The sequence below is a fragment of the Cyclobacterium lianum genome (genome assembly GCF_900143075.1).
In the GTDB taxonomy this organism is placed as follows: Bacteria; Bacteroidota; Bacteroidia; order Cytophagales; family Cyclobacteriaceae; genus Cyclobacterium; species Cyclobacterium lianum.
The window spans coordinates 363,889-389,246 of sequence record NZ_FRCY01000004.1; the positions used below are offsets into that span (position 1 = coordinate 363,889).

The following is a 25,358-nucleotide window of genomic DNA, read 5'->3' on the forward strand; positions in this document are numbered from 1 at the left end:
ATTGGTTTTCACCCTTTTGAATCCCTTAAAACGTCCCGCCTTTAAAAGTACGTAGCCGGATGGTAATTTGGATCGAAATGAATAAGGGAATTTTTGTATAAAGTAGGAATTTGGTGTATCTTTAAAACTAATCTATTAATTTACGATAAAATTATCCATGCCCCCTACCCGACTCACATCTTGTATTTTAGTTCTGCTGGTATTCAGCCAGTGCATCGGGAGCTTCAGAGATGCAGAAGCCCTTTACCTAAGCGGCAGGTATGAAGAGGCCATTGAAGCGTTTAATAAAGTACTGTTTGTCAGTACCACTGACCTGAAATCATTGCACCTACGGGCGAGATCCTATGAAGAGCTGGAGATGTATGACTTCGCAATAAAGGATTACCGAAGGATATTGGCCCTGGAACCTACCTATGCGCAGGCTTATGCGGGTATTGGAAAAATCGCCTGGGAGAAGAAAAACATGAAGGAAGCAGAGCAAAACTTTTTGCTGGCAGCCATGCATGATCCCTCCGACTATGACATACTGGTGTTACTCTCCCGGGCAATGATCAAAAACGGACGATACAAAAGTGCGGTAGAGTTTCTCGATGAAGCCATTGTGCTGAAGCCAGAGGAACCAATGCCACATTACTACAAAGGCATTGCCCAGGCTTATTCGGGAGATGGGCTAGGCGTGATCGTTTCATTCAACAAATACCTGGAGATCGAACCAGACAACCTGAGTGCCCATTACAACAGGGGATTTGCCTTGATGAAGCTGGGCTATTGCTCCTGGGCCGTAGAAGATTTTGACAAGGTGCTGGAAGAAAACCCGCGACATTACGATGCCCTTGCGCGGCGTGCCCTGTGCCTTCTGGAAAAAAATCCGCGACAGGCCTGCTTTGATCTGGAAACCGCGGCCATAAACGGCAACCTGCTTGCAAAAGCAAATTTGAACCGCTGTCAGGCTTTCCGTTAGCCTGCCAATGGACCATTTTTAAAGATTTTTAACCTTTGAGGACGCCTTATTCTTTGTGTTAGTAAAGAATAAACGTTTATAAATCCTACTTTTGTTCTCTGAAATATGAAAGGCAGAAAAATAGTTATCATACCCACATACAATGAGAAGGAAAATATCCGGGATATAATTTCGGCCGTCCTGGAACTTCCTGAAGGATTTGAAGTACTGGTGATTGATGATGGCTCTCCGGACGGAACCGCAGAGCTGGTTAAGGACCTGCAGCTGAATTTTGCCGGTAGGTTACACTTGATCGAAAGAAAGGGAAAACTGGGTCTCGGTACGGCATATCTCGAAGGTTTTGCCTATGCCCTTGATAAAGGCTATGACTATATTTTTGAGATGGACGCTGATTTTTCTCATGATCCGAAAGATCTCAGCCGGCTGTATGCGATGGCCGCCAATAAAGGGTTTGACATGGTGATCGGTTCGCGTTATGTCTCGGGTGTAAATGTAGTGAACTGGCCCATGGGACGTGTGCTGATGTCATTTTTTGCCAGCAAATATGTACAATTAATTACCGGAATCCCTATCAAAGACACAACGGCGGGATTCATTTGCTATCACAGGAGGGTTCTGGAACACATCAATCTGGATAAAATCAAATTTATTGGCTATGCATTTCAGATAGAAATGAAATTCACCGCCTGGAAACTTGGATTTAAAATCGTAGAAATACCGATTATTTTCACGGACAGGACCCGAGGCACATCTAAAATGTCCAAACATATTTTCAGGGAGGCCATCTTTGGTGTGGTATACATGAAGCTGAAGAGTATTTTTTTTGGCTACAAGCCGGTCAATCAAACTTGATAGATTTGATCGGGTTTACATTACTGGTGATCATGGCGGGAATAAACAATACGGCCGTAGTGATGATCAGGATCAAAAGATTGAGGCCAGCGATAAGAGGCCAATTCCAATATACAGGGACGAAACTCATGTAATAATTTTCCGGGTTCAGCTTGATGATGCGGGTATATTCCTGTAGCCATCCAAAGCCCAAACCGATAAGATTACCCAGGAGCATGCCCCGGCCGATGATCCGTATTCCATTCCAGATAAAGATGTTTCTTACTTGTCTGTTTCTCGCACCCAATGCTTTCAGTAAACCGATCATAGGTGTACGCTCCATTATGAGTATAAAAAGTATAGAAACCATGTTGAAGGCTGCAACAAACAGGATCAGGGCCAGAAAAACGTACACGTTGTTATTCAATAATTCCAGCCAATCAAAAATCTGGATGAATTTATCTGTAGCCTTTACGAGTCTGAGGTCATAATCAATAAAATCGTACAGTGCCTCTTCATACGTATCGATATCCCCGGGGTCTTTCAGAAAAACCTCAAAACCACCGACCTGCGATTCATCCCAGTCATTGAGTACCCGGATCACCTGGATGTCTCCAATCACGATCTTGTCATCAAAATCTTCCAGAAAGGTTTCGTAGAGGCCGACCACCTCCATCCGCCTGAACCTCGGCGGGTCCTGTACAAAATACAAGGTAACCCTATCCCCTACATCCAGCAGCATTTTCCTCGCAATCCTGGTGGAGATGACAATTTCATTGGCAGGAGAACCGCTTTCATCAAATCGTATAAAACGACCTTCCACCAGGGAAGACTTAAAGGAAAGTGAATCAAACCCAGGCCCTACCCCTTTCATCATAACGCCTTCGACCTCGTCCTCTCCCTTGATCAGACCGGGCTTATTGGCATACACCTGAACATGACGGATCTTGTCCAGATTGCTGTAATTTGTATAAAAATTGCTTTCCTTGCTGCTCGGCGATTCGTCCAGCGGCTGGCTCAACACTAAACGGTTTACCTGATAGTGCCCCGTAAATGAAAAAACTTTATTGGATATTACCGCCTGAAAACCTCCCAAAATCAGAAAGGAGATGATCATGATCGAAAGCCCCAGCGCAATGCTGGCTACTGCGATCCGGTGAATGGTTCCGGTGAAACCTCCCGTCTTTTTAAAACTGATTCTTTTCGCAATGAAGTAGGAAAGGTTCAATGAAGTCGTTTATTTTGTTAACGGAAACGCAAATTAATATGAAGCACCTAAAATTAATACTTATCCTGGCTTTTTTGTTTGGAAACCTGACTTATTGCAAACAAAGCGCGGAAAACCGGGCTGCAGCACCCACAGCAGATACCGGTGAAGGTCCTGTTGCCGGGGCTATTCCGGGTGCCGACCGCGCCGACCTGTATATGTCTAAAATAGCCGATAAGCGGATCGCGCTGGCAGTAAACCAAACCAGCGTCCTGACCCAAAAGGAAAACCAGCACCTGGTGGATTTTTTGCTGGAAGAGGGAATAGATGTAAAGAAAGTATTCGTTCCGGAACATGGCTTCCGGGGAGATGCGGATGCCGGAGAGAAAGTCGAAAACCAGGTGGATCCCAAAACAGGCCTGCCGCTGGTTTCACTTTACGGCGATTTTAAAAAACCCTCTGCTTCGGCCCTGGCAGATGTGGATGTAGTTATTTTTGACATTCAGGACGTAGGCGTAAGGTTTTACACTTTTATCAGTACCCTGCACTATCTGATGGAAGCCTGCGCAGAGCAGGGTAAGGAGCTCATGATCATGGACCGGCCCAACCCCAATGGAGATTATGTAGACGGCCCGGTGCTTCAACCTGGTTTTGAAAGTTTTGTAGGCATGCATCCCATACCTGTGGTTCATGGCCTCACCGTTGGTGAACTGGCAAAGATGATCAATGGGGAAGGCTGGCTAAAAAATGGGGTACAGGCGACTATAGATGTGATTCCGGTAGATAACTGGAGCCATGCCGACCATTATTCCCTGCCCATTAAGCCCTCTCCCAATCTGCCCAATGACGTGTCCATCCGACTGTACCCATCGCTTTGTTTTTTTGAAGGAACGAACGTCAGTTTGGGCAGGGGTACCCTATTTCCGTTTCAGGTATATGGCTTTCCTGATCCCAAATTCGGAGATTTCACCTTTACGCCAGTAAGTATCGATGGCATGTCCAGGAATCCGCCACAGGAAAACAAGTTGTGCTACGGAAAGGATTTGCGAAACGAGCCTTTGACCCATCAATTTACGCTGACACACTTATTGGATGCCTTTAGAATCGCTGACAGTGGTCCAGCTTTTTTCAACAACTTTTTTGATAAACTTGCCGGGTCGGATCAATTGAGAAAAGCCATCATCAATGGAGATAACGAAACCGAAATACGGGAGTCGTGGCAGGCAGGGCTGGAAACATATATGGCCAAACGGACGAAATATCTGATCTATGATTGATATAGCATGAACAAAGACCTAAGGATAGTATTTATGGGCACTCCGGAGTTTGCGGTCGCAGCGCTGGAATCATTGCTTCAGGAGGGCTGGAATGTCGTTGCGGTGGTAACAGCAATGGATAAACCCCAGGGCAGAGGTAGAAAACCCAAACCTTCAGCCGTCAAAGCCTGCGCGCTGCAGCACAATATTCCGATATTACAGCCTCCCAATCTAAAGAGTGAGGCTTTTCTTGCTGAGTTGAAGGCTTATCGGGCAGACCTGCAGGTAGTAGTGGCCTTCAGGATGCTTCCGGAATTAGTCTGGTCCATGCCTCCCAAAGGCACCTTTAATCTGCATGCTTCGCTATTACCCGATTACAGGGGTGCTGCCCCCATCAACTGGGTGCTGATCAATGGCGAAGAGAAAACGGGGGTCACCACGTTTTTTTTACAGCATGAAATTGACACGGGAAATATCCTCTTTCAGGAAGAAGAGCCCATTCATCCTGAGGACAATGCAGGTAGCTTGTACCAACGCCTGATGGAGAAAGGGGCAAGACTGGTGGTAAGGACAGTAGAGGCCATCGCCTCCGGTAATGTCGAGCCAAAGGCACAGGACCACAATAAAGTCAGGCACCAGGCGCCAAAAATATTCAGGGAAACCTGTGAAATTGACTGGGCGCAGCCTGCCACCACCATCCACCAATTGGTCAAAGGCCTCTCACCCTATCCTGGAGCCAGGTGTGACTTGAACGGAAGATCTTGTAAAATATACCGGACAGCAGTGGTAAAGGAAGAAGACACAAGCCTGCGTGCGGGGGAGTTTGAAACCGACAACAAGACCTATATTCATTTCCAGACAGCAAAGGGGCTTCTGGCCCTGTTGGAGCTGCAGGTTGAAGGAAAAAGGAGAATGGAGGTACAGGAATATCTCCGGGGCAATCGACTTTGAATATGAAATACGGGCTGCAGGGGGGCGTCTCTTTCAGTTAAATTGTCGTTTGGGGAATCTTCAGGCTATAACCTCCTCAAAACTTTCGGCTTAATTGGGTACTGCTGCCCAATCAGGTTAAACCCTCAGGCTCTTTTGCTGTCTAAACAAGGAATGGTTCCACTAATCGACGTCAAACTTTTAGAGATGATCAGCGATCCCCTAACGAGAGACAGGGGATTCCGCTTGTTGGTAGAGACCTATCAGAAGCGGGTTTATGGCATGGTCAGGAAAATGGTGATTGTCCATGATGATGCCAATGACGTGGTTCAGAACACCTTTATTAAAGCATTCAAAAATATCCACAAGTTCAACCATAAATCTACGCTATTTACCTGGATCTACAGAATAGCGGTAAACGAAAGTCTGAATTTTCTGGAAAAGAAAAAAAGACGTAACTTTTTCTCTATGGAGGACCATCATGAGCTCATGCAGGCACATATCGAGGAGTCCCCGCTGGTGGATGGAAACGAAATCCAGAAGCAGTTACAGAAAGCCATTCTGACGCTGCCGGAGAAGCAGCGCCTGGTTTTTAATTTGCGGTATTTTGAAGACCTTTCCTACGAGGACATCAGTGCGATGACCGATACCAGCGTCGGCAGCCTGAAAGCCAGTTATCACCATGCCGTAAAAAAAATTGAAGAAATTTTGAAGCAACAGTAAACCTTGTCGTTAATTAACTGTCTAAAAGGAGAATATGAACAAATTCCCAAAAGAAAATATATTTAAGGTTCCGGAGGATTATTTTGAAAGTTTGCCGGACATCATTCTTGACAAGCGAAAGCAGCGCATTAAAAATTATTATATCAGTGGAATTGCTGCTGCCGCCGTATTGTTGGTAGGTTTTTTGATTCTGGCGATCAACTTCAGCTCAATGGAAGAGACTGATCTTCAAGCCGAGATCAATAATGACGTCGAATATTACATTGCTACCGGGATTTGGGATGACGAAGAAATATTACTGCTGGCCGAGCATCCAAATGATCTGCTGGATCTTATCGCAGAAGAAGAATGGAGCCGGCAGGAGTGGGATGAGGAGGAGTTTTACGATAATGAAATGTGGTATTGATATGAAATCGGCACGATTAGAATCATCACTAACCAAATTGGACAATGATTATTTTAATCGTCAAAAATTCTCCCGAAAAAATAGGGACCAGGCTTATGGCCGCTTAAAGACAATAACAAACATATGAAAAATTGGATAATGGTCTGCCTGCTGATGGGCATTAGTCTGGCCAGCTATGGGCAGCGCGACAGGAATATAGACCGGGAAAAACTACAGGCTGCCAGAGTCGGTTTCATTACCAACAGACTCTCCATTACACCTGAACAGGCAGAGAAATTCTGGCCACTTTTCAACGAACACGAGGAAGACAGGATGTCCCTGATGCGTGAAATGAGAGAAATTTCTAAAAAAAGTGAAGAAGACATCAGCAATGATGAGGCCCGGAAATTGATTGAGGCTAGATTTGATCTTCAAATGAAATTGCTAAACGCGGAAAGAGTATTTCTGGAAAAAGTAGCCGAGACCTTATCCCCTGTGCAGTCTTTGAGATTGAACGAAGCCAACCGGGATTTTACGAGACATATCTATCGCATGCAACGGCGTGGAAGAGAACCAGGGGACGACAAAAGAGAGGATTGAGCCTTTCCAAAAAGAAAATACCTGCTATATCATCTGCTGTAGATGTTGAGGGTTGATGTCAGCAAAAGGCTACCAATTTTCAATCATTTTTTCGTTTATTTGTGGCATGCAGCAGCCCATCACACTATTTTATCTGAACACCATTATCAAGGAAAGTCTGGACAAGCAGCTCTCTCCCACCTACTGGGTCATTGCAGAAATTGGTGAATTGAGAGAGGCGGTCAGGGGACATGCCTACCTGGATCTTGTAGAGAAAACCGATGGGCAGATCAGGGCAAAAATGAGGGGCAATATATGGTCCTACAGCTACCAGGCCATAAAGCAAAAGTTTGAAGGGACCACCGGTCAGCGCTTACAGGCAGGGATGAATATCCTGGCACTGGTAAATGTGCAGTTTCATGAACTCTACGGCATCAGCCTGGTCATCAAAGATATAGATCCCAATTTCACTTTAGGAGAAAGGGCCAGACGGCGACAGGAAGTAATTGACCGGTTAAAATCGGAAGATATATTGCACCTCAACAAGCAATTTATTTTGCCAGCAGTAAGCCAGAAAATTGCCATCATCAGCTCTGTAACTGCCGCAGGATATGGGGATTTTATCGACCAACTCGACCAGAATACTTACGGATATAGAATCCATTACCGGCTCTATCAGGCCGCCATGCAGGGAAACGCTGCCGGCCAGGAAATTATTGCTGCCATAAAAGAAATAGAAAAGGCCGTACCGGCCTTCGATTTGATTGTCCTTATCCGGGGCGGCGGAGCACAGACAGACCTGGACTGTTTTGATGAATATGATTTGGCTAAAACGATCGCCAATGCTGGCCTGCCAGTAATTACCGGTATCGGGCACGAGAGGGACGAATCCGTCGCCGATTTGGTGGCGCATACCCAGCTAAAAACCCCCACCGCGGTCGCCAGCTTCATTTTATCCGGCTTCAGGGCCTTTGAAGAAAGCCTGCATCATCATTTGATCCGTATCGAAAGGTTGGTTCAGGGCCGACTACGACTGGAATCAGAGGGTGTAATGGATAAATTACACCTCCTGAAAAACCTTTTTCAAGGAAAACTAAATGAAAAAACGATTCACCTGGATCGTCTCTCCCAACAATCCCTGCGATCTGCATTGTACACGATAGAAAAGCAAAGCATCCGGGTATCAAATGACGAGAAAACCATGATAAAGGCCAGCGGGTCCTGTATCAGCAAGGCTCGCGAAAAACTCCAGCACCTGGAAAAAACGCTGCACCGCCTCAACCCGGATTACCTCTTGTCCAGGGGATATACCAAAACAGAAAAGGACGGAATCCCCATTCACCTCCAGGAGCTTAAAGAGGGGGATGAATTGGACACATTTAGTCAGCGACAAAAAATCACTTCAGTAATTAAAAAAATCGATAAAAAATGAATAAAAACACCAAAGAACCAGGCTACGACGAAGCCCTGAAAAGACTGGAAGAGATAATCGCCAAACTTGAAGAAGAAGATCAGGGAATGGATGAACTTACCGAAATGGTAAAAGAAGCCGGCAAGCTGGTAAAAGTGTGTAAGAAAAAGCTGACGATGACAGCCGAAGAAATCAAACAAGCTTTTTCAGACGACGATTGAATGTCTGTTTTACCGCCAAAGTAAATTCTGAAAAACATTTGTCCAATTTCAGAATGCCATCAGGTTATTTTGACCAAAAACTGTACATTTGACATTAGATAGTTACATCTTTTTTAATGAATAAACCAAGCAGGGAAGAAGCAGAAAAGCGGGTGGCTGAGCTGACCGAAATCATCAACTACCACAACGACCTGTACTACCAGGAAGACCGCTCCATTATCAGTGATTATGAATTCGATCAGCTCCTGGAAGAGCTGAATGCACTGGAACATTTTTTTCCTGACCTTAAAAAACCAGATAGCCCTACCCAGCGTGTGGGAGGTAGCATCACCAAAAATTTTGAAACTGCCAACCACGCAGTTCGCATGCTTTCACTCGGCAATACCTATTCGAAAGAGGAATTAATGGCTTTTGATGAGCGGGTTGCCAAGGGTTTGGGTCATAGAGATTATGAGTACTTTTGCGAACTGAAGTTTGACGGGGTAGCCATCAGCCTGGTCTACGAACAGGGGAAACTTATCCGTGCAGTCACCCGTGGGGATGGGTATAAGGGCGATGTGGTAACAGCGAATGTGAAAACAATTCGAACCATCCCATTAAAAATAAAGGCTTCAAAAGACCTCCCCGCCTATCTGGAAGTTCGCGGTGAGATATTTCTACCCAAAATCGGGTTTGAAAAAATCAACCGGGAAAAATTGGAAAAGGGCGAAAATTTGCTGGCCAACCCCCGAAATGCAGCCTCAGGCACCCTGAAAATGCAGGATTCCTCGGTAGTGGCCCGGCGCCGGTTAAATTGTTACGTTTACCAGCTTATTTCTGAGGATATATCCCTGACCAGGCAGCACAAAGCCATTGAACAACTGGAAGCATGGGGTTTTAATGTATCGCCCACCTATCGCAACTGCAATGACTTGAACGAAGTGCTGTCATATATTGATGAATGGCGGGATAAACGCCACGAATTGCCTGTGGAAACCGATGGAGTAGTTCTGAAAGTCAACGACTACCAGCAGCAGGAAGAGCTGGGATTTACAGCTAAGATACCCAGGTGGGCAATTGCCTACAAATACCAGGCGGAAAGTGCCGCTGCTACCCTGCTTTCGATTAGCTATCAGGTGGGCAGAACCGGCGCGATCACTCCGGTAGCCAATCTTTCTCCCGTTTCACTAGCCGGAACCACGGTAAAGAGGGCCTCTCTGCACAATGCCAATGAAATACTCCGATTGGACCTTCATGAAGGTGATACCGTCCTGGTTGAAAAGGGAGGTGAAATTATTCCGAAAATTACGCAGGTCGTTAACGAAAGCAGGTCAAAACTTAGTAAACCTATCCAATACATTGACACCTGTCCCGAGTGTGGCACCAGCCTGGAGCGAAAGGAAGGAGAAGCCAAACATTTCTGTCCCAATGCTTCGGGTTGCCCGCCACAGGTCTTGGGTAGAATCGAGCATTTTGTCTCTAAAAGGGCCATGGACATCGACTCCCTGGGTACCGAAAGGCTTCGTGCACTCATACACCAAGGATATGTAAACAATCCTGCCGACCTGTATGAATTGCCAGACCAGAAAGCTGAATTGCTCGGACTTGAGATCACTGATGAGCAGTATACCAAAAACAGCGAGGGACATTTATATGTAAACCTGAAAAAGGCCCTTTATGCCCTGACCCATCAGGTTACTTTGAAGGAAATTGAAGCGTTTTTAGCTTTGCACGAAACGGCCAGGCAGCAGGAAAAAATCGATCTTTTTCTGCAGGTACAGCGCAAAAAGAACAAAAGGAGCCCGGAAAATGAGGAACGGATCAGCAGGCTACTTGAGCTTGTCCAAAATCAGCACTGGGATAATATTGACGGGTTTGTCCCTATAGGCTACGTACTCTCTGTATTGACGCCGGCTGCAGGTATTGACCTGAAAGGCTGGATGCAACTTTCTAAAAACAAAAGCAGCCTGCATGACCTGTTGATCCATAGTGATATCCCCCTTGACGAGGCTCAGGCAGATCAAGTCAATAAACTGAAAGGGAGTACTTTTCAGGATGGTGTGATCAGCAATATGATGGAGGGAATCCGAAATTCGCTTTCTCAGCCTTTCCCAAAGGTGCTTTTTGGATTGGGTATCCGAAACGTGGGAGAAAATACCGCCATTTTACTCGCCAGACATTTTGGCAATATCGACGCACTTGCAAATGCCAGTGATGAAAGTTTATTGGAGATCAATGGTGTGGGACAAACCCTGGTAAATAGTATCCGGGCCTTTTTTTCCGATGAAAAAAACCAGTTGATCATCCAACGCCTGAAGGAGAAAGGACTGCAGTTTGAATTGACTGAAGACGCCGGTAAAAAAGAAAGTGACAAGCTAGCCGGTAAAAAAATCCTTGCATCCGGAAAATTGAACCATTTTAAGAGAGATGAAATCATCGATTTTATAGAGGCCCACGGAGGCACCTACAGCAAATCTGTGTCAAAAAATCTCGATTTTATCATTGAAGGAGAGGACATGGGTCCCAGCAAGAAAGAAAAGGCAGAAAAACTAGGAATTCCATTGCTAAGTGAAGCAGATTTCCTGAAAATGTGTTCAACCAAATAGATCAATAAAAATAATGAAATGGATACGGGAATATTTTGTGAAAAATGCTTTGGAAAAGCCAAAGAAAAAGAATGCCCAAAAGTCCATATTACTTCATATTGAAAATATAAAAACGATTGGAATACTAGGCAACAATAAGGAGGAAATTGAGAAAATTACGGCTGTGATCCACGAAGAACTTAACGAGGGCATTGAAGTTCTGGGAAATTACTATGACGAAAAATCTGTAGATGAACAGGCATTTTCCTATAAAGATTTTACTTTATTTGGTAAACCAGGAGAAAAACTAAACCATTTACTTTCCCTTAGACCAGATTTGATTATTTTTACTTCCGAGAAGCTGAATTATTTCACCCTCTACCTGCTTCAATTGCAGGCAACGTCATACAGTATGGGTTTTTTCAGCGAAGAGCTAAAGCCCTATTTGGACCTGATGTTAAACAAGGAAGAAAAAGACATTCAATCAGGTACAGCATTATTGATAAAATATTTAAAGCAGATCAATTAATACAATGGAAAAATTTAAAGGTACCGGTGTAGCATTGGTAACACCTTTTCATAAAGACGGATCTATAGACTTTACGGCTTTGGAAAAGGTCATTGAACATGTAATTCATGGAGGCGTGGATTACCTGGTAGTTCAGGGTACCACCGGAGAATCTGCCACCTTAACAGAATCCGAAAAAATGAAGGTGCTGGCCTTCACCAAAAAAATAAACCAGTCCAGATTGCCCCTCGTTTATGGCCTGGGTGGAAATGATACACAATCGATCCTGAATCAGATCGAAAAAATCGATTTTATGGGGATTGATGGCATTCTGTCTGTCAATCCCTATTACAACAAACCCAGCCAGGCGGGTATTATCGCTCACTATGAGGCTATTGCCGATCATTGCCCCGTGCCGGTGATCCTGTATAATGTTCCGGGAAGGACGGCCTCGAACCTGAGCTACCAAACCAGCCTGCATCTCGCCCAACATCCAAATATCATTGGGATAAAAGAAGCCAGCGGCGATCTGGAGCAGTGCATGCATATCGCAAGGGACAAGCCGGAAGGTTTTCTATTGATCTCCGGCGACGACATGATCACCACTCCAATGCGCAGCATTGGGGCGGAGGGGGTCATCTCTGTCATCGCCAATGCTTATCCAGAAATAATGACTGCTGTCATTCATGGAACTGCTACCTATAGTAAAAAGGGAACTTTCAGTCTGCTGGATATCAATCCATTGATGTACGAGGAAAGCAATCCTGTAGGGGTAAAATGTCTGATGCATCATTTGGGCATATGTGAACCAAACGTGCGGTTGCCACTATTGAAGGCCTCAGCGGATCTATGCCAACGGATCAGGGTTGCAGCTGAAAAAGTCAATACCAGGCAATTTTATTCTCCCCACCTGGAATAAAAAAACAGGCTGTCTGAAAAGGGCAGCCTTTTTTATGCGGGTATCTTTCCGGAATATTCGGAAAAGCTGGAATCTCTAATATTTCGTAAGATTGATTAATCAAAAGGGTGATTTTCGCCCTAAAGCACCGCGATGTAAACCTGTCCTGGAGATGCGAAAACCATTTTAGCTGAAAAGAGCGCTGCTGCCATTAGCTTCCTAAGGTTATGCCCGAATGCCATCAGCATAAATTCCATTGCTACCTTTTATCATCCATTGAATGTAAATTGGTTGACCTTATTGTTGCTTTTCAGCTGGCCAAACACCGCTTCGGATTCTATCGGGCGATTGTTGCAGGGGATAAATCCTTTCTCGCTGCTCAGTAGCTCCCTAAATGAATGTTTTCAGTAGGTGTCTTAGCGATATTGCGGCAAGACTATGCGTTTGACAAGTAGCTGTAAAACAGCATTTTGGTCGTCATTAGGGGATGGAAGGCGGAGGTAACGCGTCCTTTGCAGATCTGTATTATTGCGCTGATATCCAGCAAGTCCACTACCGAAACTACAAGGTGGGGGGTTGTCGGCAATTCTGTCAAAAATGTTGACCGGGAAGAGTTCAGGACTCTTGCCGGTTTGGTTATTTAAAAACCAACCTGGCCATAGTTGCTTTTTTGTACAACTCCAAAATACCATTTTTGAAAAAATAACAACTAAATTAGAGGCTGCCCGACTTTTCAGACAGCCTCTTTGGAAATTAACCGTCAGAAGTATTTATTTTTTAGGAGGCATGCTGGGCCTCACTTCGATTTTACTGGGAAGCGTACGCGGATCCAGCTTAAACAAGCTTACCACCATTTCTCCAATATCTTCAATCTGGATTTTCCAGGCATCCTTTTCATTTACTTCATGGTCATTGAAGCCCGTGGCTACAGATCCGGGCATGATGGTACTGACCCTCACCCCTTCCTGTCTCAAATCAAGCATGACGGCCTGAGTAAAGCCGGTCAGGCCAAACTTACTCGCATTATAGGCCGAACCTCCTGCAAAGAAATTGGTTCCTGCAAGACTGGAAATCGTCAGAAAAAACCCCCTTGAGGAAGTAAGCGCGTCTACCGAGGCTTTGATACTGTAAAACACGCCGCTCAGATTGGTATCAATGGTTTCCTTCCACTTCTCCGGAGAAAGCTCCTGAATGGGCGCAAAGTGTCCGACACCAGCGTTGGCTACGAAGAAGTCTAGCTTGCCCCATTCTTTGAGTACGGATTGAACTGCCCGTTTCTGGGCATCAAAATCCCTCACATCCACTTCCAGCGGCAATATTTCTCCCTTGGATGTAGATTTTTTTCTGATTTTCTCAGCCGCTTCACTTGCCCTTTCCATAGAACGGCTGGTGATAGCAACGTTGACACCCTCTGCCACCAGCGCCTCTGCTATGCCATAGCCGATTCCTGTATTGCCTCCGGTAATGATCGCAGTTGTATTTACTAAAGTCATGTTCTGTATTTTTACGGTTCAAATAAAAAAAGGCCAATGAATCCTCATTGACCTTCTTTAAAGATAAATTTCTTACTTGGTCTTTTCTTTGGCTTCTGCCAATAGCTCCTTACCTCTGGCTTTGGTTTCTTCGGCTACTGTAGCGATGTTTTTATTCATCTTGTCCATTTTCTCGTTCATGCCCTTTAACAGACCGTCAATCTGTCCATTAATGTCTTTCAAATATTCCTCTCCTTTCTTGGTGAGTTTCTTGCGGGTATCAGTGCCTTTTTCCGGAGCGATCAATAAACCAATCTGAACTCCTACTGCTACTCCTGCCAATGCGCTTAAAATTATTTTCGCTGATTTCATAATATCTGATATTAACGGTTTAAAATATGAAAAACTCATCTCCGTTTCAGAAGACATTCTATATCAATTTAACATCAACATTTATACCAAAGTTGCGATTAAAACAATTTTCTCGCATTAGATTTTCACGATGACAGTGCTTATCAGGTCTATTACCCGAATGTTAATGTGTAGGAGAAAAAATTCGTTGCATATTAATCGCTGTATATGGCGGTAAGCCTCCCATTAATTGTATTTTTACAAACCAAACGTAAAAATCCCCTGGCACTATGCTTTTCCAAACGAGGTACCTTGTCGCATTGCTTTTATACTCACTCACCATCCCCTTGTCTGCCCAGCAGCCAAAATTACACAGCCACAACGACTACCTGCAATCACTTCCATTCTGGGAAGCCTATTCCGCCGGGGCTGCTTCCATAGAAGCGGATGTGATACTTTTGGAAGACACCTTATTCGTGGCTCATGAAGCGGAAAACATCAAACGGAAACATACCTTAACTTCCCTCTATCTGGATCCTATCCTGAGCGCGATGCAGCTTGAGATAGGACCCCTGCAACCCTTTATCCTGCTTGTGGATATCAAGACCGAGGCCTATACCAGCATGGAACGCTTGCTGGAAGAAATACAGCCGTATAAGGCGTTATGGGAAGATAAGGAGAATCCGTTTGTAAAAATAGTGGTTTCCGGCAACCGCCCTGCCAAAGAAGATTATTATCAATATCCTTTTCCAGTATTTTTTGATTTTCAGAGCACGGAAGACACCCTGAACCTTCCGATCGAAAAAATAGAGCTATTCAGCCTGAGCTTCAGAAAGTTTTCCGATTGGGATGGCGCAGGAAATCTACCAAAACAGGATGCAAGAAAATTAAAGCAGGCGATTCGCGTAGCCCATGGATTCGGCAGGCCATTCAGGTTTTGGGCTACTCCAGATACCCCAACAGCCTGGGAAGCCCTGTCTGAGATGGGGGTGGATTACATCAACACCGATCAACCCCAGGCTGCCGGTACTTATCTTAAAGGCCATAACGCCAGAAGTAGCCGTCCGGGTAGTTGAGTCGGATGCTTGATTTCGCTAAAGCCATCCTTTTTCAATACAAATGGAATTTGCATAAAATATCGTTACATAAGACATGAAGCAAAAAACATCACAACATAAGAAAGCTATCCCTGGAAATTTCCTCTTATTTTCGTTATTCCTGTTATTTAGTCCAATTGTCGTCATGAGCCAAACCCCAAAAGAAATACTATATATTGGCACCTACAGTGAAAAGGAAAGCGAGGGATTGTACGTCCTGGATTTCAACCGGTCAGAACTCAGCGCCCGGACCATACAGACGGTCCAGGACAAAAAAAGTCCTACCTTTTTGGCATTGCATCCCAATGAAAAATTTCTGTATGCGGCCTACCGGGAAGGTAAAGATAAAAATGATCCGGCAGGAACCATTGTGGCCTACGCGATCGATAAAAAGACAGGTAAACTCTCTGAAATTAATCAGGTTTCCTCAGTGGGTGCCAGCCCCTGCCATATCAGCGTAGATCCATCAGGACAGGTGGTGTTTGTTTCCCATTATCAGGGTGGTAACCTTTCCACTTTCAAAATCCTGGAATCCGGTGGTATCAGCGAGGCCGTCTCCTTTGTACAACACGAAGGAAGCAGTGTGCATCCGAACCAAACCAAACCCCACATGCATGCCATGATCCCTTCGCCAGATGGCCACTGGGTATATGCTTCTGATCTGGGAATAGACCAGATCCTGAAATACAAGGTCAATCCCAAAAAAGGGAGTGTCGGCAAAAAGCCAGAGATCTTTAGCACGAAGGCGGGCGCAGGACCGCGCCACTTCATCCTACATCCGGATTTGCCTTATGCGTACTCTTTGGAGGAATTGAGCAGTACGGTGGCGGTGTACCAGGTCAATTCAAGTAATGGAGATCTCCGCTTTCTGGACCGGGTAGACATGCTCTCTCCCGAGATCCAAAGCGATTACAATGCTGCCGCAGACATTCATTTATCCGTAGACGGAAAATGGCTCTATGCCAGCAACCGTGGACAGGACAACCTGGCCATTTATCAGGTAGATCAGGATAATGGATTGCTGTCGCTGCAGGGCCATGTTTCTTCCGGCGGCCAACATCCCCGTAATTTTAAGGTAGATGAAAAGGGGCAGTTGCTTTTGGTAGCCAATATGGAATCGGATAATGTGGTGTTTTTCAGGCTAAATAACCAAACTGGCATGCCGGAAGCTACCGGAAAAACCATTGCAATACCCAGGGCGGTATTTATTGAACAGTTGTTTTTAGATTAGCCGGCTAATCTTTCATTCCGAATGTAATCGGTTGGTCCGTCGCAGCTGAAACCCATCGCCTTTCCCTCCCGGCTGAAATCCAAAAGCCTTTCGTCCGGGGCTTGTCGGGATGGTCACTGGACTCGAGCAACAATTCTGTCTGCCAGAATGCCTCTTCGTTGAATTGTCCCTTCACAAGGATGTCCCCATTCACATGTTTGACCCTGATGCTGGGTTTGTTAACCGGGTCACCTTTCCATAAAAGTGTGAGCGGCATCAGCCTTTGATAGGTATGGGGCTGATCGGTCTGATCAATCCCAAATTCCATTTGCTCGAAACTGTTCCCTATGAACGTGACATTTTTGGCGTAGCAAGTTTGGCAAGACTTCCAACCCATTCTGAAGGGCTGCATTGTTGACCCGCTGGTATTGACAAAATGATTGAATGCCAGTCGGGTATTGATTGTTCCTCCATAGCGCGAACCAATCCAGGCAGCCGGTACATTCGAAAATACCTGATTGCCACGAAACTCTCCACCATAACCTGTTAATCCACCTCCAATGTAAAACGCAGCGGCCTCCGATTGAGAAGATGGTGTCTTATGATCCACTGTGATCCGGTTACCCATGATCAGGTTATCGCCGGCACTGGCACTGTAAAAAACAGCCCAGGCCATGGGCGTGTATTCCGGATATTCCGGAAAAGCCCTGCCGATTACTTCAATGGTATTGTTATACACCTTATTACCATACGCACCGGTTGGAGAGCCCGGCTTGTCCCCATAGTCGGCAATCCTGATGGCAGCCGTGCTGAATTCTTCCTTACCGTATTCTGTCGTCGGAGGGGAGGCTGTTATCCGGATGCGGTTATTGAATATTTCTATGCCTTTGTGCCTGAAAATCTCGATCCCGGAGCCTGTCTCCGGAGCAATGTCATTTTCAAAAATCAGGGAACTATCTCCCATGGCCATGATGCTGTAATGGTTGGTTACTCTTTGTTGATTTACAAAAGTATTGTGATGAACCGAAGATTTTGCTCCTTTGAATACCAAGCATCCCTGCCCCCCTCTAAACTCCGAATAGGCTACCGTTGACGCTGCTGTGCCCCTCAGGTCTACAGCGTAATGCTGGGACCCGTGCCGGTGTATCAATTGGGGATTGCTCACTTCAAACCTGCACCTACTGATACGGGCCTGGGGCACATCTACCGCTGTGGCATTGATCCCCTGATTGATGATGGTCACCTGATCCAAAATCACCTGCACCTCATCGGCGGTGGATTGAATCCCCCAACTCATTACCGCGCGGGAGCCGGATTTGATAGTACCGTTTTTGATCGTAACGGTTCCCCTGCCGCTTGCCTGTGGAATTCCCGGCAAAGGGATTCCATGTCGAAAATTTGCTGTATAATCATAAAAGGCAGCATGTTTATTTTCGTACAAATGGTCGTAATGTCCTTTTGGATGGGTTTTGCCTACAATCCCAATACCCACATCAAAAGCAGGAAAAATACCAATTTCATCGACCAGGCAGGCTGTCTCCGCTTTTATCCGGATCCTGTACTTCCCTGCCGGAAGGCCCTGCAAGTGGGCCACAACAAATCCTCCACCCAATCGGGGGCTTCTGTTAAATACCGGACTGCTCATTATCGGTTCTGACCCGTAATCGGTCCATACCTCGACCACTTCCCCCCTTTCATCCTCGACCAAAAGGCTGATTTTCATTTCATTGTTCAAATCCCCTTGCATATCCCTGAATACATGGCCGGTGATGCCACAGATCGCATAATACGATCGATTCGCATAGGGTAATTCCATATAAGAGGAAACTATCTGATCCCCTTTTTTCAATCCAAGTAATTTTTCACCAATGAATGGGCGTGTTTTTCGGGTTTCCAATAATTCGGCCCCTGGTGCTTCTGTAAGATCCCAGCCCTCCAGCCCATCTTCGAAACCTCCATTTTCAAGGCTGTCATATTTTCCGTCGGCAAAAGTGATCGTATGCCCATTCAGGTCCAGGGTGATATCTTTCCCCAGAAAAAAAGCACTTTTTTCGGCATAGATATCCCGCGTGAGTACATAGGTACTTCCCGCTTCGTCATAAAATCCGGGTCGGTCTATTTCGATAACTTTACAATTCCCGGGAAACAGGGCGGACTGTGCGGCCAGCTCCAGTTGGGGAAACACCATCGATAACACCGAAAACCCGGCAGCTAGCCCTTTCCAGGAAACTTTACCTACCAATATCATTTTACCAGGATTTTTAAAGAAGCGGACACCCAACCTATGTTTTTCTAATTTTGGATATTATTTTGAAATCTGAACAGGCTATATGCTGTTTTTATCTGCTGGATTTTATCAGACCTGCCTGCCTCACTGAAAATCGTCCAGGCTTAGCCTGGCTAACGCGATCTTTTCATAAGGGCTTTGATCTCCCTTTTCAAAGAGACAGAGAATTTCGCCATCAGGCAATACGGCCAAAGAAGAATAAGCAGAAGGGCCGTCAAAAAGCACGTGGGAAGCTGGCCAGGTTCTGCCACTATCCCGGCTTAATTTTACGGTCATGTTTTCCCTACTCGTGCTTGCAGGATTGGAAAATAAAACCAGATCTCCGGTGGGGTCCTCTGGCCAGGAATACCGGAGAAAGGCGGCCTGACAAACAGGTTCGACCAGTGCACTCGCTTCCACCGGGTCTGACCAGCTAATCCCGCCATCCCTGCTCAGAGAATATGTACGCCTGTTGTTTCCAAAATAGGAACGCATATTCATCATCAGCGTACCCTTTCCATCCGCCATTTCAATGAGTTGGCACTCGTTCACTTTGGGCCGGATCACACCACCCAGATTCCAGGTTTGTCCCTGATCGTCACTGTAGATCACATGCGCACCGAATTCAAAATCGCCCCCCCTTACATTTCCATTCGGATCGTCATAACTGTGATCGGCAGGGACGACCAGTCTACCTTTATGCGGACCGTTTTTAATCTGGATCCCCACGCCCGGACCGGTCGCATACCAGCCCCAGTCCGATCGCTTGGCCTGTGCCGTAATGTCTTTGGGCGCTGACCAGGTGTGGCCATGATCAGCAGAACTCATCACAAACACTTTCCGGGTGCTTTTGCTCTTCTTCCGGATAATGTCTCCTTCATGGTCCTCGCCCAGATTCCAGGTCATCAGCAGATGGATTTCCCCGGTGGTTTCATCCAAAACCGGGTTGGGATTGCCACACACATTGCCTCCATCATCCCATATCACTTCCTGCGCGGACCAGGTCTTGCCTCCATCCTTCGACTTCTTTACCAGCAGGTCTATATCTCCCGAGTCGCCCCGGCCCGATTTTCTTCCTTCAGCAAAGGCCAGCAGCGTACCATCTTTAGCCACCAGCAAAGCGGGAATTCTGTAGGTGTGGTAGCCATCCTCCCCGCTTACAAAAATAGCTGCTTCATTTTGTTGCTCCGGGCTGGGGAGCCCCAAGGATGCTGAAGCATGAAATGAGAGAATAAGGATACAATACGTTATCAAATTTGCCATGTCATTAGAAAATTTTGTGTAATTATTGAAGTCCCATATTTCCCGGATACTACTCCTGATATCCCTCCGGATACCTGATAATCTGCAATAAATAGGGTTTTTGGAGATATTCTCTGGCGATCGACTGCACCTGATTTGCAGTCACCCCCAATACCCTGTCTTCCGCACCCAAAACCGTATCTAATGGCATACCCCCACTGATGGCCGCACTGATCTGCCCATGCCAAAAGCCGTTCCGCTTCAGGTTTTCTTCCAGTGAGATGCGTTTGGTTTCCCGTACTTTTTCAAGGTCCTCCGGTTCGGGACCATTTTTCTTAATTTTCTCAATTTCTTCCCACACTGCATCGGTCAATTCCTGAACCGCATCCGGACCGCAGGGGAAATTTATGGTAAAGGCAAACCGTTCTTCCGGAACCCGGCTCAAAGCCCCTCTGGCACTCACCCCATATACGCCGCCGATTTCCTCCCTCAGGGTTTCTATCAGCTTTATGGTGAGAATTTCTCCCAGATAGGAAAACTGCTGGCTTTTCTCCAGAGAATAGGGAGTTTCTCCGTTAAAATACAAAATCACCTGGCTCTTATCGTCCACCCCTACTTTGATGAGCTCCCTTTCCTCCTGCGGTGGCCTGATCCCCAGATCATTGTACTCCTCTTCCCCGACCAGGGGATTACCCGGCAAACTCCCCAAATACAGTTCAATCAAAGGAATGGCCGTTTGAAGGTCTATATTGCCCGTAAATAGAAATTCAAAATCCGATATATTTCCAAATCGCTCCCGGTATATCTCAAGGCTGCGGTCCAGGTCAATAGAGTCCAGTTGTTCCGGTCGGTAGATACCCATACCCCGGGGATTTCCGTTACTGATAATCTCGTTTACCTTTCTGCTAAATTGAAAATCGGGATTCACAGCAGCACTCTCCAACTGGTTTTTTTGATTGGCGAGAAACACTTCCCAGAGCCCTCTGTCCATCCTGGGCGCGGTAAAGTAAAGGTGCATCAATTGCAGCGCCAATTCGAAATCACCAGGCGAAGTATTGCCCGAAATATTCTCCGCATACCTGCCAATATTCGGCGTCACCTGCACATTTTTACCTGCCAGAACTTTCCTCAAATCAGAGGGTGAAAAATCTCCCACCCCCATCACATTCACAGCGGTACCAGCATAGGAAGCACTATAATGGTCTTTATCGGCATACAATGACGTCCCTCCCTCACTGTATCCGGTAAATACGATTTCATCATTTCTAAAGTTTGTAGGCTTAAAATGTACTTTGAGGCCGTTTTCCAGATCTATGCTCGTAATGCCTACCGAAGGCAGGCTATCTATAGATTTCATTTTTCCGGGTTCAGGCAAGCTGAGCAATAGTTCCTCTCTCAGCTCCTTTTCCTGGTAGGGTTCGGTTTCGAGTTCACCGGCATTTTCCAAAAGCGCAAGTAACTCGTCTTCGTCTGGTAGCCCGGCACGGTCCTTCTCCGGTGCGGTAACAATCACCACGGTATTGTCATCGCGGATCAACTTACCGGCCAGTTGGTTTACCTCCTCCAGGGAGATCCGGGGGATCATTTCCTGATAAATCCTGTACCTGAGTTCCGGACCTTCCGCAAAACTCTGGTTCAGAAAATGGCTTACATACCGACCTACCAGGGAGCGCGACTCAGCCTTGTCCATCTCCTTAAAATTGCGCTCTGCGCTATTCAACAGTGATCTCTTGACCCGCTCCAATTCAGTCTCTGTAAATCCATGCTGTACAATGCGCTGATTTTCTGTCAGAAAAGCCTGCAAACCCGCCTTCGCCTTTCCGGGACCAACAACACCGGAAGTGGTAAAAAATTCCAACCCCCTCACCAGGCTGCCATACCTTGCACCAGCAAATATAAAGGGTGCATCGGGCTTTTGCCTGATCTCGTCCAGCCGCTGGGTGAGCATGCCGCCAAACATCGTCCTTAGCACCTTCGTTTTGTAATCCTCATACGTAAGCGTGGGTTCAGGCTTGTGCTTGTAATAAAGCTGTACCTGAATGCCCGGAGCTTCCTCATCGGTCACGATTTTTACAAAGTTCTCTGCATGCTCCGGCACCTCGTGATAGCTTCTCTCCGGAGCGTTTGGCAGATTTTCCAGGTCGGAAAAGTAATCCCTGACCAGTTGCTCTACTTCTGCTACGGGTACATCGCCCACAGCCACGATACCCATGAGTTCGGGCCGGTACCAATCCTGGTAAAATTCCCGGATGAGCCTTTCGTCTGCATTCCGGATCACGTCCATTTCTCCTATGGGCATTCTACGGGCATAACGGCTATCATGAAGCAATACCGGCAAGTACGCATCCCGCATGCGCTGGTCCACTCCCTGGCCCGTGCGCCACTCCTCTACGACTATCCCACGCTCGGCATCGATATCTTCCGACTCCAGCAAAAGCCCTCCGGCCCAGTCTCGCATCACCTGAAAGCCTGTCTTCAGTTTTTCCATTTCATCGGTAGGTATGGGTAGCATGTACACCGTCTCATCAAAGCTGGTGTAGGCATTCAGATCACTTCCAAAGGACACTCCTATAGACTGCAGGTAACTGATCAATTCGTTTTTCTCGAAATGCTCAGACCCGTTGAAAGCCATGTGTTCTACAAAGTGAGCAAGACCAAGTTGGGTGTCTTTTTCCTGCATGGAACCGGCTTTTATCGCCAGCCGAAGCTCCAGCTTGTCTTCGGGCTTGGGATTGTTTTGAATGTAATACCGCATCCCATTCTCCAATTGACCCACCCTAACCCGCTGATCCAGTGGGACGATCGCTGAAGAATCGACCTGTGCCAGGGACGATAAAACGTGAAACGCAAAACAAATGAACAATAAATATTGCCTGCTTAACTGCATACCTGTTGATTAGAAAAGAGGGTAAAACCCTGGATAGGATGACCAATATGCTAAATTTTATTACTATTTGAAAAAATCTGTCCAAATGAATAGAAAATAAGTTAGGTTTTTATAATCGTGGAACTATTCACCGATCCGCATTGGAAATCATTGATTTGCTTTCGATATTTGAAATCGAACCGATATCCATTATGCTTAAAATAAATCTCCCCGTTCTTTTGGTCGCTATTCTTGCGATGGCCTGTACCTCCTCTCCCATTGCCCGCTTTAGTCTGGAAAACAGAGGTGTGGAAAGAAAAAACAGTCCCTTGTTGATCAACCTGGAAAAAACACTGCCGGCAGGAAGCAATTACGAATTGGTGAATGAGGCCACCGGGCGCGCCTTTCCTGCACAGGTGCTGGAATCTGGTCAGTTGCTGGTTTTTATAGATTCCATGGGTGCGGAAACCGCAGCAAACTACGCCTTAAGGCAAACCGACGACGAAATGAAAAGCCAGCAAGCTCCATCTATCAATGTCACCGGGGAAGGAGTGGAAATCAGCATAGCAGGTAGTCCCGTATTGTTTTACCAGACGGCCACTGCCTACCCCGAAGAGGGACTTCCGGATTACTATAAGAGAAGCGGAATGATACATCCCCTTTACAGTCCGGAAGGTCAGGTGCTTACAGATGCATTCCCCGCAGGACATACGCATCAGCACGCAGTTTTTAATGCCTGGGTAAATACCCGTTTTAAAGGAGAAAAAGTTGATTTCTGGAACCAGCATCAGGAAACAGGTACAGTAGAACATGTTGAACTCAATCATGTTGAATCAGGAAGCAATACGGCATTGTTTGAAAGTATTTTGAGCCATATCAGCCTTAAAGACGGTGAGGTATTGGAGGAAAAATGGCGGGTGATGGTATACCCGGTCAGCGATTATTATTTATTTGACCTGTATTCAGAGCAAACCAATACCAGTTCTGATACACTTCATATTTTGGAGTACCATTATGGGGGCATGGGCTTTCGCGGTAGTCAGGAATGGAATGAAGTTGATACCCTTAATTATACCAACTCGTGGAATATACTTACTTCAGAGGGTTTTACTAACGAAAATGCCAATCATACTGATGCGGCCTGGGTAGCCGCATATGGAGAGGTGGAAGGTAAAACGGCAGGCAGTACCATTTTCGGCTTTCCGGATAATTTCCGCTATCCCCAGCCAATAAGGGTGCATCCTACCATGCCCTATTGGGTATATGCCCCGATGGTTAACGAAGGGTTTTACATCGCACCGGGGGAAAAATTCAAAAGCAGCTTCCGGTATTATGTGCACCAGGGCGAACCCGATGAAAAAGTAATCGAAAGTATCGCCAATGACCTGAAAAACCCAATCCTGGTAAACATCCTGGATCAATAGCAGCACACACAGGATTTTCCGAAGGAAATTTGATCCGGGTCCGGTTACTCCATGGTTATTCGGTGAATTTCCCGCATTTCGGCATCTTCGAGTGCCCGGTCAAAAATGGCAATTCCACCAATCAACCCATTGAAAAAGTTGCCCATCCCCCTTTTTAAGACTACAGCTCCAACCGTAAAATCGGAACCATTGTCTCCTAATCCATGAGGAAAAAAGTAGGGGTTTTTGGAATGGACCAGTCCCTCTGGCAATCCCGGAAAACCTTTGGTGTTTTTGATTGGCTCAGGAGCCCTTTCCTGAAATTCCCCATCCAGATAAGATTTGATAAACTGACCGTCATAAGTAAAAGCAATAAAATGCCAATTGCCCGTGTTAAGTTCTTGTTTGCTGGCTGAATAATCGCAGCTATATGGGAATGGCGGAGTTGGTCCGCCTGAAGCAGAAACATGGCCGCAAACCTGATTGGCCCCATTGTAATGCGGGAGGTCAACAAACAGCCCATATTGTCTTTTGCCTCCATCTGTATATTCATTCCACATTCCACCAACAAAACCTGTCTTTCCCTGCCATTTTACCCATGCCATCACCGTTATTCCCTGCCTTTCCCCATGAATATTCAGAGCACCTGACTTTATATATGGAAGTGCCATATATGCCTCATTTTTAAAAACTGCAGAAAAGCCTGATAAAGGCCCTTCTTCAATCCTGGAAATTGGGCCATTCATTTCTTTCAAAGGAAAACTCCCCAAACCGATCGCCATTCTTTCATTTCCGGCAGTTTCCTTAAAATCCCATAATGCGACCAAACCGTTTTTCCCGGCGATTTCCCGGATCGGTTCCTGCCTACCAAAAGTGAGATGTACAACAACTATATACAGCCAAATAGTACATTGAAAGGCTCTTTTTCGCATCATTACTTCAGATTTCTTTGTGAAAAGAAATATATTTATATTGTT

General features: G+C 46.0%; 22 protein-coding genes. 15 read left to right on the forward strand and 7 right to left on the reverse strand.

All coding sequences use genetic code 11. The annotated features are described in order from the left end of the window. Positions 1–157: 157 nt before the first annotated feature. Entirely contained in the window at positions 158–961 is an 804-nt protein-coding gene (locus BUB19_RS08655; RefSeq protein ID WP_073094100.1) for a tetratricopeptide repeat protein, read from the forward strand. Positions 962–1,066: 105 nt separating this feature from the next. Then, positions 1,067–1,813: a polyprenol monophosphomannose synthase gene (locus BUB19_RS08660; protein WP_073094101.1), complete on the forward strand. Its 747-nt coding sequence runs from the start codon at positions 1,067–1,069 to the stop codon at positions 1,811–1,813. On the opposite strand, the gene BUB19_RS08665 is transcribed toward BUB19_RS08660, so the two are convergent. Continuing rightward, positions 1,800–3,020 carry an ABC transporter permease gene (locus BUB19_RS08665; RefSeq protein ID WP_073094102.1) on the reverse strand — a complete coding sequence of 407 codons (1,221 nt, stop codon included), beginning with the start codon at positions 3,018–3,020 and terminating at the stop codon, positions 1,800–1,802. The genes BUB19_RS08660 and BUB19_RS08665 overlap by 14 nt on opposite strands. Positions 3,021–3,058: 38 nt before the next feature. Here BUB19_RS08665 and BUB19_RS08670 point away from each other — a divergent pair, with 38 nt between their 5' ends. The 10 genes from BUB19_RS08670 (at position 3,059) to dapA (ending at position 12,495) form a co-directional block, all read left to right on the forward strand. Further along, on the forward strand, positions 3,059–4,276 hold the full coding sequence (locus tag BUB19_RS08670; protein WP_073094103.1) for an exo-beta-N-acetylmuramidase NamZ family protein: 1,218 nt from the start codon (positions 3,059–3,061) through the stop codon (positions 4,274–4,276). A 6-nt stretch (positions 4,277–4,282) separates the two neighbouring features. Then, positions 4,283–5,206 carry a methionyl-tRNA formyltransferase gene (gene fmt, locus BUB19_RS08675; RefSeq protein WP_073094104.1) on the forward strand — a complete coding sequence of 308 codons (924 nt, stop codon included), beginning with the start codon at positions 4,283–4,285 and terminating at the stop codon, positions 5,204–5,206. A 153-nt stretch (positions 5,207–5,359) separates the two neighbouring features. Continuing rightward, positions 5,360–5,908, forward strand: coding sequence for an RNA polymerase sigma factor (locus tag BUB19_RS08680; RefSeq protein WP_073094105.1), 549 nt, complete (start codon positions 5,360–5,362; stop codon positions 5,906–5,908). Positions 5,909–5,942: 34 nt separating this feature from the next. Next, positions 5,943–6,314 (forward strand): hypothetical protein, encoded by a 372-nt coding sequence (locus BUB19_RS08685; RefSeq protein ID WP_073094106.1) that lies wholly within the window; start codon positions 5,943–5,945, stop codon positions 6,312–6,314. A 123-nt stretch (positions 6,315–6,437) separates the two neighbouring features. Continuing rightward, complete coding sequence (locus tag BUB19_RS08690; protein ID WP_073094107.1) at positions 6,438–6,893, forward strand: Spy/CpxP family protein refolding chaperone; 456 nt, start codon at positions 6,438–6,440, stop codon at positions 6,891–6,893. Positions 6,894–6,948: 55 nt separating this feature from the next. Beyond that, positions 6,949–8,304 carry an exodeoxyribonuclease VII large subunit gene (xseA, locus tag BUB19_RS08695; protein ID WP_245802813.1) on the forward strand — a complete coding sequence of 452 codons (1,356 nt, stop codon included), beginning with the start codon at positions 6,949–6,951 and terminating at the stop codon, positions 8,302–8,304. Beyond that, positions 8,301–8,504: an exodeoxyribonuclease VII small subunit gene (gene xseB, locus BUB19_RS08700; protein WP_073094109.1), complete on the forward strand. Its 204-nt coding sequence runs from the start codon at positions 8,301–8,303 to the stop codon at positions 8,502–8,504. Before xseA ends, xseB begins: the two co-directional genes overlap by 4 nt. A 116-nt stretch (positions 8,505–8,620) precedes the next feature. Further along, positions 8,621–11,089, forward strand: a complete 2,469-nt coding sequence (ligA, locus tag BUB19_RS08705) for an NAD-dependent DNA ligase LigA (protein ID WP_073094110.1) — start codon at positions 8,621–8,623, stop codon at positions 11,087–11,089. 13 nt (positions 11,090–11,102) lie between these two features. Continuing rightward, positions 11,103–11,597: a DUF6913 domain-containing protein gene (locus BUB19_RS08710; protein ID WP_073094111.1), complete on the forward strand. Its 495-nt coding sequence runs from the start codon at positions 11,103–11,105 to the stop codon at positions 11,595–11,597. Between the two features lie 4 nt (positions 11,598–11,601). Further along, complete coding sequence (dapA, locus tag BUB19_RS08715; RefSeq protein ID WP_073094112.1) at positions 11,602–12,495, forward strand: 4-hydroxy-tetrahydrodipicolinate synthase; 894 nt, start codon at positions 11,602–11,604, stop codon at positions 12,493–12,495. A gap of 749 nt (positions 12,496–13,244) precedes the next feature. Here the strand turns inward: dapA and BUB19_RS08725 are convergent. Together BUB19_RS08725 and BUB19_RS08730 are read right to left on the reverse strand one after the other, a co-directional pair. Further along, complete coding sequence (locus BUB19_RS08725) at positions 13,245–13,967, reverse strand: SDR family oxidoreductase (protein WP_073094114.1); 723 nt, start codon at positions 13,965–13,967, stop codon at positions 13,245–13,247. A gap of 72 nt (positions 13,968–14,039) precedes the next feature. After that, the gene (locus BUB19_RS08730) at positions 14,040–14,318 is read right to left on the reverse strand and encodes a YtxH domain-containing protein (RefSeq protein ID WP_073094115.1); all 279 of its coding nucleotides are present in this window, start codon (positions 14,316–14,318) and stop codon (positions 14,040–14,042) included. Between the two features lie 269 nt (positions 14,319–14,587). Between BUB19_RS08730 and BUB19_RS08735 the strand changes: the two genes are divergently transcribed. Beyond that, complete coding sequence (locus BUB19_RS08735) at positions 14,588–15,373, forward strand: phosphatidylinositol-specific phospholipase C/glycerophosphodiester phosphodiesterase family protein (protein WP_073094116.1); 786 nt, start codon at positions 14,588–14,590, stop codon at positions 15,371–15,373. A gap of 166 nt (positions 15,374–15,539) precedes the next feature. Then, the gene (locus tag BUB19_RS08740) at positions 15,540–16,625 is read left to right on the forward strand and encodes a lactonase family protein (RefSeq protein WP_073094117.1); all 1,086 of its coding nucleotides are present in this window, start codon (positions 15,540–15,542) and stop codon (positions 16,623–16,625) included. Between the two features lie 4 nt (positions 16,626–16,629). Here the strand turns inward: BUB19_RS08740 and BUB19_RS08745 are convergent, their stop codons facing one another. From BUB19_RS08745 to BUB19_RS08755, 3 genes are all read right to left on the reverse strand, one after another. Next, positions 16,630–18,852 (reverse strand): right-handed parallel beta-helix repeat-containing protein, encoded by a 2,223-nt coding sequence (locus BUB19_RS08745; RefSeq protein WP_143155968.1) that lies wholly within the window; start codon positions 18,850–18,852, stop codon positions 16,630–16,632. Between the two features lie 123 nt (positions 18,853–18,975). Then, positions 18,976–20,133 carry a sialidase family protein gene (locus BUB19_RS08750; RefSeq protein ID WP_073094119.1) on the reverse strand — a complete coding sequence of 386 codons (1,158 nt, stop codon included), beginning with the start codon at positions 20,131–20,133 and terminating at the stop codon, positions 18,976–18,978. Between the two features lie 49 nt (positions 20,134–20,182). After that, positions 20,183–22,999 (reverse strand): M16 family metallopeptidase, encoded by a 2,817-nt coding sequence (locus tag BUB19_RS08755; RefSeq protein ID WP_073094120.1) that lies wholly within the window; start codon positions 22,997–22,999, stop codon positions 20,183–20,185. Between the two features lie 191 nt (positions 23,000–23,190). Between BUB19_RS08755 and BUB19_RS08760 the strand changes: the two genes are divergently transcribed. Further along, complete coding sequence (locus tag BUB19_RS08760; protein ID WP_073094250.1) at positions 23,191–24,402, forward strand: DUF6807 domain-containing protein; 1,212 nt, start codon at positions 23,191–23,193, stop codon at positions 24,400–24,402. A gap of 44 nt (positions 24,403–24,446) precedes the next feature. Here the strand turns inward: BUB19_RS08760 and BUB19_RS08765 are convergent, their stop codons facing one another. After that, positions 24,447–25,316, reverse strand: a complete 870-nt coding sequence (locus tag BUB19_RS08765; protein WP_143155969.1) for a LamG domain-containing protein — start codon at positions 25,314–25,316, stop codon at positions 24,447–24,449. Between the last annotated feature and the right edge of the window lie 42 nt (positions 25,317–25,358).